This is a genomic window from Pyxidicoccus sp. M6 (genome assembly GCF_055568925.1).
In genome coordinates, this window is the sequence record NZ_CM145714.1 from 6,126,485 (window position 1) to 6,140,924 (window position 14,440).

Annotated in this window: 14 protein-coding genes and 1 pseudogene; 14 read left to right on the forward strand and 1 reads right to left on the reverse strand. The window is 67.6% G+C overall.

Annotation, left to right across the window (positions count from 1 at the left end):
• The first annotated feature begins 116 nt into the window (after positions 1-116).
• The 5 genes from ACVTJA_RS24570 (at position 117) to sdhB (ending at position 6,303) form a co-directional block, all read left to right on the forward strand.
• A complete protein-coding gene (locus ACVTJA_RS24570; protein WP_465839634.1) occupies positions 117-680 on the forward strand; it encodes a histidine kinase in 564 nt (187 codons plus the stop codon).
• A gap of 356 nt (positions 681-1,036) precedes the next feature.
• The gene (gene icd, locus ACVTJA_RS24575; RefSeq protein ID WP_465839635.1) at positions 1,037-2,335 is read left to right on the forward strand and encodes an NADP-dependent isocitrate dehydrogenase; all 1,299 of its coding nucleotides are present in this window, start codon (positions 1,037-1,039) and stop codon (positions 2,333-2,335) included.
• A 33-nt stretch (positions 2,336-2,368) separates the two neighbouring features.
• Positions 2,369-3,313, forward strand: a complete 945-nt coding sequence (gene mdh / locus ACVTJA_RS24580; RefSeq protein ID WP_465839636.1) for a malate dehydrogenase — start codon at positions 2,369-2,371, stop codon at positions 3,311-3,313.
• Positions 3,314-3,536: 223 nt separating this feature from the next.
• Positions 3,537-5,414 (forward strand): succinate dehydrogenase flavoprotein subunit, encoded by a 1,878-nt coding sequence (sdhA, locus tag ACVTJA_RS24585; RefSeq protein WP_465840512.1) that lies wholly within the window; start codon positions 3,537-3,539, stop codon positions 5,412-5,414.
• An 82-nt stretch (positions 5,415-5,496) separates the two neighbouring features.
• Positions 5,497-6,303: a succinate dehydrogenase iron-sulfur subunit gene (gene sdhB / locus ACVTJA_RS24590; protein ID WP_465839638.1), complete on the forward strand. Its 807-nt coding sequence runs from the start codon at positions 5,497-5,499 to the stop codon at positions 6,301-6,303.
• 88 nt (positions 6,304-6,391) lie between these two features.
• Here sdhB and ACVTJA_RS24595 read toward each other — a convergent pair whose 3' ends face one another.
• Complete coding sequence (locus ACVTJA_RS24595; RefSeq protein ID WP_465839640.1) at positions 6,392-7,498, reverse strand: S41 family peptidase; 1,107 nt, start codon at positions 7,496-7,498, stop codon at positions 6,392-6,394.
• Between the two features lie 385 nt (positions 7,499-7,883).
• Between ACVTJA_RS24595 and sucC the strand changes: the two genes are divergently transcribed.
• The 9 genes and pseudogenes from sucC (at position 7,884) to rplS (ending at position 14,348) form a co-directional block, all read left to right on the forward strand.
• Complete coding sequence (sucC, locus tag ACVTJA_RS24600; protein ID WP_465839641.1) at positions 7,884-9,044, forward strand: ADP-forming succinate--CoA ligase subunit beta; 1,161 nt, start codon at positions 7,884-7,886, stop codon at positions 9,042-9,044.
• 37 nt (positions 9,045-9,081) lie between these two features.
• Positions 9,082-9,981: a succinate--CoA ligase subunit alpha gene (gene sucD, locus ACVTJA_RS24605; protein WP_206728040.1), complete on the forward strand. Its 900-nt coding sequence runs from the start codon at positions 9,082-9,084 to the stop codon at positions 9,979-9,981.
• A 32-nt stretch (positions 9,982-10,013) separates the two neighbouring features.
• Entirely contained in the window at positions 10,014-10,451 is a 438-nt protein-coding gene (gene ndk / locus ACVTJA_RS24610) for a nucleoside-diphosphate kinase (RefSeq protein WP_169348402.1), read from the forward strand.
• A gap of 208 nt (positions 10,452-10,659) precedes the next feature.
• Entirely contained in the window at positions 10,660-11,793 is a 1,134-nt protein-coding gene (rlmN, locus tag ACVTJA_RS24615) for a dual-specificity RNA methyltransferase RlmN (protein ID WP_465839642.1), read from the forward strand.
• Between the two features lie 86 nt (positions 11,794-11,879).
• Positions 11,880-12,143 (forward strand): 30S ribosomal protein S16, encoded by a 264-nt coding sequence (gene rpsP / locus ACVTJA_RS24620; RefSeq protein ID WP_169348400.1) that lies wholly within the window; start codon positions 11,880-11,882, stop codon positions 12,141-12,143.
• Between the two features lie 21 nt (positions 12,144-12,164).
• On the forward strand, positions 12,165-12,464 hold the full coding sequence (locus ACVTJA_RS24625) for a KH domain-containing protein (RefSeq protein ID WP_465839643.1): 300 nt from the start codon (positions 12,165-12,167) through the stop codon (positions 12,462-12,464).
• Positions 12,461-12,976: pseudogene (gene rimM / locus ACVTJA_RS24630) on the forward strand (ribosome maturation factor RimM); the annotation flags it as partial. The gene ACVTJA_RS24625 and the pseudogene rimM, both read left to right, overlap by 4 nt.
• 128 nt (positions 12,977-13,104) lie before the next feature.
• On the forward strand, positions 13,105-13,848 hold the full coding sequence (gene trmD, locus ACVTJA_RS24635) for a tRNA (guanosine(37)-N1)-methyltransferase TrmD (protein WP_465839645.1): 744 nt from the start codon (positions 13,105-13,107) through the stop codon (positions 13,846-13,848).
• Between the two features lie 119 nt (positions 13,849-13,967).
• A complete protein-coding gene (gene rplS / locus ACVTJA_RS24640; RefSeq protein ID WP_465839647.1) occupies positions 13,968-14,348 on the forward strand; it encodes a 50S ribosomal protein L19 in 381 nt (126 codons plus the stop codon).
• Positions 14,349-14,440: the final 92 nt, after the last annotated feature.

The window sequence follows — 14,440 nt, forward strand, 5'->3', positions numbered from 1 at the left end:
GCGCAACTGTAATGTCACAAGTCAGGCACGAAGTGCGTACTTTCTCGTAGTGGAAATAGAGAATGTCAGAGGTGGCCGTTAGAGTGGAAGCAGTCGGCCAGAGGGAGAGGTGAGGGATGAGTGCTGCGGTGAGCACGATGGGTGGGGCGCAGTCTGGAACGGGCTTCCATCAGGGCGGAACGGGGCGTGGCCCCTCATTGGAGGTAGTGGACGCTCCGGACCATCTGCGGGTGGACGTGGCGGAGGTGGCGCGCGCGGCGGTGGAATTGCTGAGCGCCACGCGCCGCCTCCATGGAGTGGAAGTGGCGCTGGAGCTGCCGGAGGACGCCGTCCCCGCGCGCGTGAGCAGCCGGCGGATGCAGCAGGTGATGCTGCTCCTCCTGGCGCACGCCGCGGAAGCGGGGAACGGGGAGGGCGTCCGGCTGACGGTGGACGCACCGGATGACTTCGGCGACGTGGGCCCGCGCTTCCAGGTGGTGGCACCCGGCGCGTCGCTCTCCGAGCGCGAGGCGAAGGCCGTCTTCCTGTCGCCCATGTTGGTGGGGCCGCTGCACCGGCGCCTGTCCCGTGCTCGCGAGCTGGTGGAATCCGTGGGCGGCACGCTGGAGGTCGCACGCGGCGATGACTCCGGTATCACCGTTACCGTTGAACTGCCCGCGCCCGGCCTGTCGAGCTGGTAGTCGCGGTGCCCGCGCCGCCGCGGTTGCTGCCGCGGCGGTTGAGGTGGAGTGAAGCCCCGGAGGACTGCTGCGCACGCGCCGGTCCTCCATTCCCGAAAGCGCTCATCGTATGACGCAGCACGGCGGAACGCCTGCCGCTCCGGGCGCCGTGCCTCCGCGCCGTCGCGCTTTCCGTTCACTGCCGCATAGGCGTCTGGCCTTCGCATGCGTGCAGCGGCGGACGCCCGCGCCATGCCGCTGGCTTCGATAAGTCCTGCAACCTGAGCGGTCGGCCAAACTCCTTGACGGGAGGGGGCGGGTTTTCGACTATCCCGCGCCTCTTCTTACACGGTCACACCTTCCAGGAGTTCACGCCCATGGCGCCCCCGTCTTCCGGAGAGAAGATCTCCCTGCAAAACGGCAAGCTGTCCGTGCCGAACAACCCGATCATCCCCTACATCGAGGGAGATGGCACCGGCCGCGACATCTGGCGCGCTTCCCAGGCGGTCTTCGATGCCGCTGTGGAGAAGGCCTACAAGGGCCAGAAGAAGATCGCCTGGCACGAGGTCCTCGCCGGCGAGAAGTCCTTCAAGCAGGTCAACAACTGGCTGCCGGATGAGACTGTCGAGGCCTTCCGCACGTACCTCGTGGGAATCAAGGGCCCGCTGACGACGCCGGTGGGCGGCGGCATCCGCTCGCTCAACGTGGCACTGCGCCAGATGCTGGACCTCTACGTCTGCCTGCGCCCCGTGCGCTACTTCAAGGGCGTCCCCAGCCCGGTGAAGACGCCGGAGAAGGTGGACATGGTCATCTTCCGTGAGAACACGGAGGACATCTACGCGGGCATCGAGTTCGAGGCCGGCACCCCCGCCGCCGAGAAGTTCCTGGGTCTGCTGAAGCAGGAGTTCCCGAAGGAGTTCGGGAAGATTCGCTTCCCCAGCAACATCGGCCTGGGCGTGAAGCCTGTGTCCAAGGAGGGCAGCGACCGCCTCATCCGCGCCGCCATCCAGTACGCGGTGGACCACAAGCGCAAGAGCGTCACGCTGGTCCACAAGGGCAACATCATGAAGTTCACCGAGGGCGCCTTCCGCAAGTGGGGCTACGAGCTGGCCGCCCGCGAGTTCGGTGACAAGGTCTACACCTGGGACCAGTGGGAGGTGACGAAGGCGGCCAAGGGTGAGGACGCCGCCAACGCCGAGCAGAAGGCCGCCGTGGCCGCCGGCAAGGTCATCGTCAAGGACTCCATCGCGGACATCACCCTGCAGCAGGTGCTCACGCGTCCGGACGAGTTCGACGTCATCGCCACGCTCAACCTCAACGGCGACTACCTGTCCGACGCGCTCGCGGCGCAGGTGGGCGGCATCGGCATCGCGCCGGGCGGCAACATCAACTACGTCACGGGCCACGCGGTGTTCGAGGCCACGCACGGCACCGCGCCGAAGTACGCGGACCAGGACAAGGTGAACCCGGGCTCGGTCATCCTCTCCGGCGAGATGATGTTCCGGCACCTGGGCTGGCACGAGGCCGCGGACCTGATGATCAAGGGCATGGACCGCGCCATCGCCAACAAGACCGTCACGTACGACTTCGCCCGCCTGATGAAGCAGGAGGGGCAGTCCGGTGTGACCGAGGTGAAGTGCTCCGAGTTCGGTCAGGCCATCATCAAGAACATGTAGTCCCCCGTCGGGGACCTGAGAGAGGGCGAATCCATGGCTCAGAATCGCAAGAAGAAGATTGGCCTCATCGGTGGCGGCCAGATCGGCGGCAACCTGGCGCTGCTCGCGGTGCAGAAGCAGCTCGGCGACGTCGTGCTGTACGACATCCCCGCGGCCGAGGGCATGGTCAAGGGCAAGGCGCTGGACATCAACCAGCTCTCCGCGGTGGACGGCTATGACTGCCGCGTCACCGGCTCCACGGACTGGAAGGACGTGGCCGGCTCGGACGTCATCATCATCACCGCCGGCGTGCCGCGGAAGCCGGGCATGTCCCGCGAGGACCTGCTCGACATCAACCTGAAGATCATGAAGGACGTGGCGGCCAACATCAAGCAGCACGCCCCCAACGCCTTCGTCATCAACGTGGCCAACCCGCTGGACGCGATGGTATTCGCGCTCCACAAGATCGCGGACCTGCCGAAGAACATGGTGGTGGGCATGGCGGGCGTGCTGGACACCAGCCGCTTCAAGTGCTTCGTGGCCGAGGCGCTGGGCTCCTCCATCCGTGACGTGGAGGCGCTGGTGCTCGGCGGCCACGGCGACGACATGGTCCCGCTCGTTCGCCACAGCACCGTGGGCGGCGTGCCGCTGACGCAGCTGATCGCCAAGGACAAGCTGGACGCCATCATCAAGCGCACCCGCGAGGGCGGCGCGGAGTTGGTGGGCCTGTACAAGACGGGCAGCGCGTACTTCGGTCCGGCCGCCTCCTCCATCGCCATGGCGGAGAGCTTCATCTTCGACCGCAAGCGCGTGCTGCCGGCCGCGGCCCTGCTCGAGGGCCAGTACGGCATCAACGGCTACTTCTTCGGCGCCCCGGTGCAGATCGGCGCGGGCGGCGTGGAGAAGGTCATCACCGTGGAGCTCGACGGTGACGAGAAGGCCCAGCTGGAGAAGTCCTTCCAGTCGGTGAAGAAGACGGTCGACTCGGTCAAGCTGTAGTTTCGCTGACGGGCACCCGAGGCCCGCCGGGTTCTTCCGGCGGGCCCTGTGCCTGATGCCGTGGATGACGCGGCCTTATCGTGGCCCGCGCGTTCCTTGCGGCGGAGTTTCATCAAGTTATCTAGCCTGTAGATCTCGCACGGGATGTCAGGGCCGTGGCGCGCCGCGTGGCGAGCCGGCTCACGACGGCAGCGTCGGGCATCCGGCAGTCAAGGAGACGATGATGGCAGCAGCAGCGCGGTTCACGGTGGTGGGCGGCGGTCTCGCGGGGCTGATGACGACAATCAAGCTCGCGGAGGCGGGTCACCAGGTGGATGTGCTCTCGCTCGTCCCGGTCAAACGCTCCCACTCGGTTTGCGCCCAGGGCGGCATCAACGGCGCGGTGAACACCAAGGGAGAGGGCGACCATCCGGACATCCACGTGAAGGACACGCTGCGCGGCGGCGACTTCCTCGCGGAGCAGACGTCCGTGAAGGGCATGTGCTACGCGGCCCCCGGAATCATCTACCTGCTGGACCGCATGGGCGTGACGTTCAACCGCACGCCGGAAGGCCTGCTCGACTTCCGCCGCTTCGGCGGCACGCTCCATCACCGCACCGCCTTCGCGGGCGCCACCACCGGCCAGCAGCTCCTCTACGCGCTGGACGAGCAGGTCCGCCGCTACGAGTCCGAGGGCAAGGTCACCAAGTACGAGTACTGGGAGTGGCTCGGCACGGTGAAGGACGAGGGTGGCCGCGTCATCGGCAGCGTCGCCGTGGATCTGCGGACCATGGAGATCCGCACCTTCCCGGCGGAGGCCGTGTGCCTCGCCACCGGTGGTCCGGGCATCGTCTTCGGGCGCTCCACCAACTCCATCATCAACACCGGTACCGCCGCCGGTCGCGCCTTCATGGAGGGCGCCATCTACGCCAACGGCGAGTTCATCCAGGTGCACCCCACCTCAATCCCAGGTGAGGACAAGCTGCGCCTGATGAGCGAGTCCGTGCGCGGCGAGGGCGGCCGCGTCTGGGTGCCCCGGAAGAAGGGCGACACGCGCAACCCCCGGGACATCCCGGAGAGCGAGCGCTTCTACTTCCTGGAGGAGAAGTACCCCAAGTACAAGAACCTGGTGCCCCGCGATGTGGCCACGCGCGAGATCTTCATGGTCTGCCGCGACCTGGGCATGGGCATCGGCGGCAGGGACGGCGTGTACCTGGACGTCACGCACATCCCGGCGAAGACGCTGGACGCCAAGATCAAGGGCGTCATGGAGATCTACGAGAAGTTCGTGGGAGACGACCCGCGCGTCACGCCGATGGTCATCTTCCCGGGCATGCACTACTCCATGGGCGGCCTGTTCGTGAAGTTCGAGGCGGACTCGAAGACGCAGACCCCCGTCGAGGGCAGCCCCGTCAACCAGTCCACCAACATCCCCGGTCTGTACGCCACGGGTGAGGCGGACTACGCGTTCCACGGCGCGAACCGCCTGGGTGCCAACTCGCTGCTGTCCTGCATCTACTCGGGCATGATCGGCGGCCCGGCGATGGCGGCCTTCGCCAAGAGCCAGAGCACCAGCGCGGCGGCCATGCCGGAGAAGTACTTCCAGGACGCGAAGCGCTACTGGGAGGACCGGTTCGCCACCATCAAGAAGATGAACGGCCCGGAGAACCCCTACGCGCTGGCGCGCGAGCTGGGCGACATCATGACGGAGAACTGCACCGTCGTCCGGTACAACGACCGGCTGAAGAAGACGGTGGAGAAGATCCGCGAGCTCAAGTCGCGCTGGAACAACGTCAACGTGCTGGACACGGGCAACGTGGCCAACCGCGCGCTGTCGTACACGAATCAGCTCTGGAACATGCTGGAGCTGGGCGAGGTCATCGCCACCAGCGCGCTGCTCCGCGACGAGAGCCGTGGCGCGCACTACAAGCCCGAGTTCTCGCTTCCGGAGCCGAAGGTGAAGGATCCGACCAAGGACCCCGAGTGGATGGCGCTGTGGAAGAAGCGCCACGAGAAGTGGGCGAAGACGACCATCGCGAAGTACAGCGAGCAGGGCCCGCAGATCTCCTACGAGGAGATTTCCACGCCGGTCCTGGATCCCGAGCCCCGCTGGTACGCCTGAGCGGAGCACGCAACTTCTGGTGGGCCCGCGCCAGCAACGGCGGGCCTTCCGTCACTGAATTGGAAGTGAAGGGTCGAGCGACATGGACACTGCACAGGCAACCGCCGTCACCACGAAGACCATCACCTTCCGCATCTGGCGGCAGGATGATCCGAACAAGCCGGGTCACTTCGATGAGTTCAAGGTTCCCTATACGAAGGGCGCCAACGTCATCTCGTGCCTGATGGAGATCCAGCGCAACCCCGTCACGGTGGAGGGCAAGAGGGTTCCTCCGGTGATCTGGGATGCCGCGTGCCTCGAGGAGGTCTGCGGCAGCTGCGCGATGAACATCAACGGCCGCGTGCGCATGGCCTGCTCCGCGCTCATCGACAAGCTGGAGCAGCCGATCACACTGGAGCCGATGAGCAAGTTCCCCGTGGTCCGCGACCTCGCGGTGGACCGCGAACGGATGTTCAACGCGCTCAAGCGCGTGAAGGGCTGGATTCCGGTGGACGGCACCCACAACCTAGGGCCGGGTCCGCGTCAGTCTCCGAAGGACCAGTCGGTGATGTACGTGCTGTCCACGTGCATCACCTGCGGCAGCTGCCTCGAGGCCTGCCCGCAGGTGACGCAGGAGAACAGCTTCATCGGCGCCGCCGCCATCAGCCAGGCCCGCCTGTTCAACATGAACCCGACGGGCAAGATGCAGTCCGAGGAGCGCGTCCGCGCGCTGATGGGCCCCGGCGGCATCCAGGACTGCGGCAAGGCGCAGAACTGCGTGAAGGTCTGCCCGAAGGAGATTCCGCTCACCACGTCCATCGCGGTGATGAACCGCGAGGTGACGAAGCTGATGATCAAGGACATCTTCTTCAAGGAAGAGGAGCAGAAGAGCCACGGCGGTCCGGGGTAGTCCCTCCGGCGTCCGTTTCTTCGCAGCGAAGCGGCCCCGTGCTGGCGTCCTCCGAGACGCCGGGCGGGGCCGCCGCCGTTTGCAGGACTCAGGGCTTCGCACCCTCGGCGCCCAGCGACTTCAGCGCCTTGTGGATCTCCTCCGCCAGCACCGGGTCCTCCGTGCGCTTCGCCAGCGTGCGGAGCGCGGCGACGTGCGCGGTGCGCAGCGCCTCCGCCGCGGGCACCGCGACATCCGGCTTCACGCCCACGCCCTCCCAGCTCGTCTTCGTCACCGCGTGCACCGTCTGCCCCATGGGGACGCCCACGACGAAGTGCGCGTCCGCGGGGACGGCCACGGCCGGGTTGGCGCCGCCGCGCGTTGTCTCGCCCACGATTCGCGCCCGCTTCCGCGCCTGCAGGTCATACGCGAAGGCCTCCGCCGCGGAGAAGGTGTCCCCGTCCGTGAGGACGTAGACCTCCTTGTCCCCGTACCGGCCGGCCACGGGGGGCTCGGGCGTGTAGAGGGATTCCTTCGGCCGGCCCTTCCACAACGTGTCCCGGACGTGCACCCGCTCCGGCAGCAGCCAGCCCAGGTACAGCGCCACCAGCGAGTCGTCGCCGCCGCCATTGCCGCGCAGGTCGATGATGAGCGCATCCGTGGCGGACAGCAGCCGCATCGCCGAGGCGGATGCCTCCGCCGCGTACTTCGGCTCCGGCAGGCTTATCAGGCGCAGGTAGCCCACGTTGCCGTGCAGCCGCTCCACGCGGCCGATGCCGAACGCCTCGCGCAGGGCCATGCGCTTCCAGCGCTCCTCGAGCGAGGCGCGGAACGCCTCCACCTCCGGCGTCGCGGGCTCCCACGGCGGGGGCAGGTTCAAGGGCACCGGCTGGGCGCTGTAGATGACGGAGAAGTGCGCGTCCTGGCCGTCCCTCACCAGGTGCTCGGTGAGGACGCTGGCCAGCTCCCGGGGCTCCGTGATCGCATCGTAGTCGCCGCGCTTCAGCCGGGAGCGCAGCATCCGCTCCGCCAGGGCCGCCTTGTCCGGCGAATAGAAGCGCGCCTTCACCCGGGCGATGACCGCGTCGATGATCCGGCTGCGCTCCTTCGCATCCAGGACGGGCGCCTCCGGGGCCTTCTGCGCATCCGTCGCGGAGGCGACAGCCGGTACGGCGAGGAGGAGCAGCCAGAGCAGGCGCCACGGACGGAAGGACATGGGCGAGGACTCCTGGAAGAGGACGGGGCAGGGGACGGATGCCCGGTCCTTCCCATCGAACGCCCGGGCGCGCGTTCCATACCGGTGACACCGGGCCTCGGAGCGGGCGCCTCGGCCGGGGTCATCCAGGCCACCCTGTCTTCCCGTCATCCCCGGGATGTCCGCCTGCCGCCGACGTGCCGGGCCTTGGTCTCCCTGGAGCCCCCACGGCCGTGAAGCCGGGCTCATCCTGGCGGACAATCCTGATTATCTCCTGTGCATGGGGCCGCACGGAGCGGCTCTACCGGGGTCAAACGGCCTTGCCATCCGTCGGTTTCTGCGCAATGAGGGCCCCGCGCTGACGCCTTCTGTCAAGGTCGTCTCCCTCGTCTCCACCGGAGCCTCGATGAAGATCCACGAGTACCAGGGCAAGGAACTCTTCCGGAAGTACGGCGTGCCCACGCCGAAGGGCATTCTCGCGCTTTCGCCCAATGAGGCGGAGGCCGCGGCCAAGCAGCTCGGCACGTCCGTGGTCGTCGTGAAGGCCCAGATCCACGCGGGCGGCCGCGGCAAGGGCGGCGGCGTGAAGCTCGCCAAGAGCCCCGCCGAGGCGAAGGACCTCGCCAAGGCGATGCTGGGCATGAAGCTCAAGACCATCCAGACCGGGCCGGAAGGCCAGACGGTCCACAAGGTCTACATCGAGCAGGGCCTGAACATCGGCCAGGAGCTCTACCTCGGCGTGACGCTGGACCGCGCCACCAGCCGCATCACCTTCATGGCCTCCCGCGAGGGCGGCGTGGAGATTGAAGAGGTGGCGGAGAAGCACCCCGAGAAGATCCTCCGCGAGGCGGCGGACCCGGTGGTGGGCTTCACCGACTTCCAGGGCCGCAAGCTCGCCTTCGCCCTGGGCCTCACCGGCCCCACGGTGAACAAGTTCGTCCAGTTCTGCACCGCGCTCTACAAGATGTACGTGGAGACGGACGCCTCGCTGGTGGAGGTCAACCCGCTCGTCATCACCAAGGAAGGCGACGTGGTGGCGCTCGACGCGAAGGTGAACTTCGACGAGAACGCGCTCTACCGGCACAAGGAGCTGCTGGAGTACCGCGACCTCGCCGAGGAGGAGCCCCGCGAGACGCAGGCCAAGGAGTGGGACCTGGCCTACATCGCGCTCGAGGGCAACATCGGCTGCATGGTGAACGGCGCGGGCCTGGCCATGGCCACCATGGACACCATCAAGCTGGTGGGTGGCAGCCCGGCCAACTTCCTGGACGTGGGCGGCGGCGCGAGCAAGGAGAAGGTCACCGCGGCCTTCAAGCTCATCCTCGCCGACCCGGCCGTGAAGGCGGTGCTCGTCAACATCTTCGGCGGCATCATGAAGTGCGACGTCATCGCCGAGGGCATCATCGCTGCGGCGAAGGAAGTCCAGCTCAAGGTCCCGCTCGTGGTCCGGCTGGAAGGCACCAACGTGGAGAAGGGCAAGGAGCTGCTGCGCAACTCCGGCCTTGCCATCACCCCGGCGGACAACCTGCGGCAGGCGGCGGAGAAGGCCGTCGCGGCCATCAAGTAGTCCGGCCCCTCCGCCAACACTTTCCAGAAGGAACGCCATGAGCATCCTCGTCAACGAAAACACGAAGGTGGTCTGCCAGGGCATCACCGGCTCGGCGGGCTCGTTCCATTCGAAGCAGATGCTGGAGTACGGCACCAAGCTCGTGGCCGGCGTGACGCCGGGCAAGGGCGGCACCGACTTCGAGGGCAAGGTCCCCGTGTTCAACACGGTGGCCGACTCCGTGAAGCAGGCCGGCGCCAACACCTCCGTCATCTTCGTGCCGCCCCCCTTCGCCGCTGACTCCATCATGGAGGCCGCCGACGCGGGCATCTCCCTCATCATCACCATCACCGAGGGCATCCCCGTCAACGACATGGTGCGCGCCAAGCGCTACCTGCAGGGCAAGCCGGGCGTGCGCCTCATCGGCCCCAACTGCCCCGGCGTCATCACCCCGGGCGCCAAGTGCAAGATCGGCATCATGCCGGGCCACATCCACAAGCCGGGCCGCATCGGCGTGGTGTCCCGCTCCGGCACGCTGACCTACGAGGCCGTGCACCAGCTCACGCAGCTCGGCCTGGGCCAGTCCACCGCGGTGGGCATCGGCGGTGACCCGGTCAACGGCACGGACTTCGTGGACGTACTGAAGCTCTTCAACGCGGACCCGGAGACGGACGCGGTCATCATGATTGGTGAGATCGGCGGCGACGCCGAGGAGCGCGGCGCCGAGTACGTGGCCCGAGAGTTCACCAAGCCCATCGCCGGGTTCATCGCCGGACAGTCGGCGCCTCCGGGCAAGCGCATGGGCCATGCCGGCGCCATCATCTCCGGCGGCAAGGGCACGGCGACGGAGAAGATGAAGGCCATGGAGGCCGCCGGCTTCCTGATGGCCGCCAGCCCCGCCGAGCTCGGCACCACGCTGCAGGAGGCCCTCAAGCGGGGCGCTCCGAAGAAGCGCTAAACCCCAACGAGCAAAAAAGAGGAGCCAGTCACATGGCCATCGAGCGCACGCTGTCCATCATCAAGCCGGACGGTCTGGAAAAGGGCGTCATCGGGAAGATCATCAGCCGCTTCGAGGAGAAGGGTCTGAAGCCGGTCGCCATCCGGCTGCAGCAGCTCTCCCAGAAGGAGGCCGAGGGCTTCTACGCCGTCCACAAGGCCCGCCCCTTCTTCAAGGACCTGGTGCAGTTCATGATCTCCGGCCCCGTCGTCCTGATGGTGCTGGAGGGCGAGAACGCCGTCCTGGCGAACCGCGACATCATGGGCGCCACCAACCCGGCCAACGCGGCCCCTGGCACCATCCGCAAGGACTTCGCCACCAGCATCGACAAGAACACGGTGCACGGCTCCGACAGCCTGGAGAACGCGAAGATTGAAATCGCGTACTTCTTCCGGGAGACGGAGATCCAGGCCTACCCGTACCAGAAGTAGCCAGCAGGCCCCTCGTGGAAGAAGAGGGGCCGCTGTTCCCGGCCCGGTGTTCAGTGCCTGCGAAGGCCTGGGCCCGGGCCGTTGTTCTTGCTGAAGACGGGTTGCGAAGCGTCCAGCAGGCGGGTAGGGGAGCGTGGGCTCCTTTGACTTGTCCTCCCGAGGTGTGGGAAGGGACGCCCTCGGGCCCACCGTTAACAGCCCAACGACGATGTCAGAGACCTCCGCTACCGCCCTGCCCGTGACTGAGCCGCTTCCGGCGCCCGCGCCCGCGAAGCTGGTGGACGTGGCCAGCCTGTCCATGGAGGCGCTCACCCGCTTCGTCACCGAGACGCTGGGCGAGCGCTCGTTCCGCGCACCGCAGCTCTACCGGTGGATCCACCAGCGCGGCGTCACCTCGTTCGACGAGATGACAGACCTGTCCAAGGCCCTGCGCGAGAAGCTCAAGGCGAAGGCGGAAATCATCCCGCTGGTGATGGACTGCGAGCTGCGCAGCACCGACGGCACCATCAAGTACCGGTGGAAGACGCGTGACGGGCGCTTCATCGAGTCCGTCTACATGCCCGCCGAGGACCGCAAGACGCTGTGCGTGTCCACCCAGGTGGGCTGCGCCATGGCCTGCGGCTTCTGCATGACGGGCACCATGGGGCTCAAGCGAAACCTCACCCCTGGCGAAATCGTGGCCCAGGTGCACGCCGTCAACCGCGAGGTCCGGAAGAACGAGGGCCTGGAGACGCTGCGCCCGCTCAGCAACCTGGTGTTCATGGGCATGGGCGAGCCGCTGCACAACTTCGAGAACCTCAAGACGGCGCTCTCCATCCTCCAGTCCGAGGACGGCCCCAACTTCAGCCACCGGCACATCACCGTCTCCACGGTGGGACTGGTGCCGATGATTGAACGCTTCGGCCAGGAGACGGACGTCAAGCTGGCCATCTCCCTCAACGCCAGCACGGACGAGCAGCGCAGCAAGACGATGCCCGTCAACCGCAAGTGGAACATCGCGGCGCTGCTGGACGCGTGCCGCAAGTTCCCCCTGCGCCAGGGCCGGCGGATTACCTTCGAGTACGTGCTCATCAAGGGCTTCAACGACGCCGACGAGGACGCCCACCGGCTCATCGAGTTGCTCAAGGGCATCCCCGTGAAGGTGAACCTGATTCCCTACAACGAGAACCCCGGGCTGGGGTTCCACACCACGGGTGAGGAGCGGGCCGAGCAGTTCCGGGCTATTCTCGCCGACGGGCACATCGCTGCCTACATTCGCAGGAACCGGGGCCGGGACATCGCCGGGGCTTGCGGGCAGCTCGCCAACCAGGGCGAGGCTGCACCTACCGACGGTGCGACATAAGGTCCCGAGCTTCCTTGACAATCCCGCGGGGGCGGCGGTAAGAGCGCCCCCCTTTCCAAAGTTGTAACTGTTATTTGGAGCAACTCATGGCCGTCGTCCTCCGTCTCGCCCGCGCGGGCGCCAAGAAGAAGCCGTACTACCACGTGGTCGCCACCGACTCCCGCAACCCCCGGGACGGCAAGTTCATCGAGGCCGTTGGCGCGTACGACCCGAACCTCGAGCCCCCCAAGGTGGAGTTCAACGAGGAGCGGCTGAACTACTGGCTGAAGACCGGCGCGACGCCTTCCGAGACGGTGGCGGACCTCATCAAGGTTGCCGCGAAGGCCAAGCCCGCGACTCCCGCGGTCTGAACCACGCTGCGCTGAGCGGACGTGGAGCAACTTCTTACGTATCTGGCGCGGGCCCTGGTCGACCAACCGGACCAGGTCGGCCTGCGCGTTTCCGAGGCGGAAGGCGCCCGGCTCTATGAGCTGAAGGTCGCCCCCGAGGACGTCGGCAAGGTCATCGGCCGTGACGGGCGCACCGTGAATGCCCTCCGGACGCTGCTCAATGCCGCCGCCCAGAAGGCCGGACAGAAGGTCCGCCTCGAAATCCTCGATGACCGGCGCAACGCGGCCGGCGCTCCTGGCGCCGCGGCCGTGCCGCCCGTGACTCCGGACGCCTCGCGGTGACGCCCCACCTCGAGCTCGGCTACGTGGCGCGAGCGCACGGGCTGCGCGGCGAGGTGGCCATCCGCACGTTCGACCCGGCCTCCGAGGCGCTCGATGTCGTCGAGCGCATCCTCGTGCGCACCCGCGGCGGGGAGGAGCAGGAGCTGTGGCTGGAGGCCGTGCGGCCCACCCCCAAGGAGAACATCGTCGTCCTGGAGGGCGTGGACTCGCGCAACGCGGCCGAGGCGCTCGTGGGCGCCAAGGTGTTCGTCTTCCGCGAGGATTTGGAGCCCCCGGCCGAGGGGGAGTTCTTCCAGGGTGACCTGGTGGGCCTCACCGCGGTGGACGAGTCCGGCGCGGAGCTGGGCCTCGTGGAGGAGATCTGGGCCACCGGCGAGGTGCCCAACCTCGTCATCCGCGCGCCGAAGCGCCCGGAGCTGGTGGTGCCCTTCGCGGACGAGTTCGTGCCCACCGTGGACATCGACGCCCGGCGCATCGTCATCCGCCCGCCCGAGTATGAGGAGGTGGGGCGGCCCGAGCGGAAGGTGCCCGGCGTGGCCTCCGCTGTCGTTGCCGCCGCCGCGGGTGACACCGGGTCCGGGGATGCCGAGGACTCCGACGAGGGCTCCGGCGACACGGACGAGGACTCCGGGGACGCGGCATGAGCCCGCCGTACCCGGTCGAAATCCTCACGCTGTTCCCGGGCATGGTCTCCAGCTATCTGGGGGCGAGCATCCTCGGGAAGGCCCAGGAGAAGGGCCTGCTGTCCGTCACCGTCACCGACGTGCGCGAGTACGCCGAGGGCAAGCACCGCGTGACGGACGACGCGCCCTACGGCGGCGGGGCCGGCATGGTGATGAAGCCGGATCCGCTGGTGGCCGCGATTGAAGCCGCCCGGGCGCGGCTGCCGGGCGCGAAGGCGCTCCTGATGAGCCCGCGCGGGCCCACCTTCACCCAGGCCACGGCGCGCGAGCTGGTGCGCCACGAGGCCGGGCTGATCCTCGTCTGCGGCCGTTATGAGGGCGTGGACGAGCGGGTGATGGCGCACCTGGATGGCGAGCTGTCCCTGGGCGACTTCGTGCTCACGGGCGGCGAAATCGCCGCGATGGCCGTGGTGGATGCTGTCGCGCGGCTTGTCCCCGGAGTGCTGGGCAACGTCGACTCGTCCGTCACGGAGAGCTTCGAGGAGGGGATGCTGGAGCACCCCCAGTACACCCGCCCGCCCGCCTTCCGGGGCGTCGAGGTCCCGGCAGTCCTCCAGTCCGGGGACCATGCGCGCATCGCCCGCTGGCGTCGATGGAAGTCGCTCGTGCTGACGCGGGAGCGGCGGCCCGACCTGTTTGCTCGCCTGCAGCTCTCGGCCGCCGACCAGAAATTGCTGGCTCGCCGGGAGGAAGAGCTGTAACCCTGTGCGTTCTCAGCGGGTTGATGCACAGCGGGCTTGTCCGACCCTGCTCTCTCTGGTAGTACGGCCCGCTCTTTCACGCGCCCCGCGCGTCAGTTTCCGATTTTCCGGAGTCAGTCATGCGTAACGCCGCCATTCAGCACGTCGAGGCCAAGTTCCTGCGCCAGGACGTCACCGCCTTCCGTCCTGGTGACTCCGTGCGCGTCCACTGGAAGGTGAAGGAGGGCGACAAGGAGCGCGTTCAGGCCTTCGAGGGTGTCGTCATCCGGCTGAGCGGCCGCGCCCACCGCGCCACCTTCGCGGTGCGCAAGACGTCCTTCGGCGTCGGCGTGGAGCGCATCTTCCCGCTGCACAGCCCCCGCTACGAGAAGATCGAGGTCCTGGCGCGCGGCGACGTGAACCGCAGCCGCCTGTTCTACCTCCGCAACCTCAAGGGCAAGGCCGCCCGCGTTGACGTGCAGGAGGAGGCGACCCCCGCCCCCGCCGCCAAGAAGGCCTGATTGCCTGCCTGCCCGGAAGGGCACAGGGGTTGTCATGAAAAGGAGCGTCCGATCCCGGACGCTCCTTTTTTCATTCGCGCTAACATGCGCAA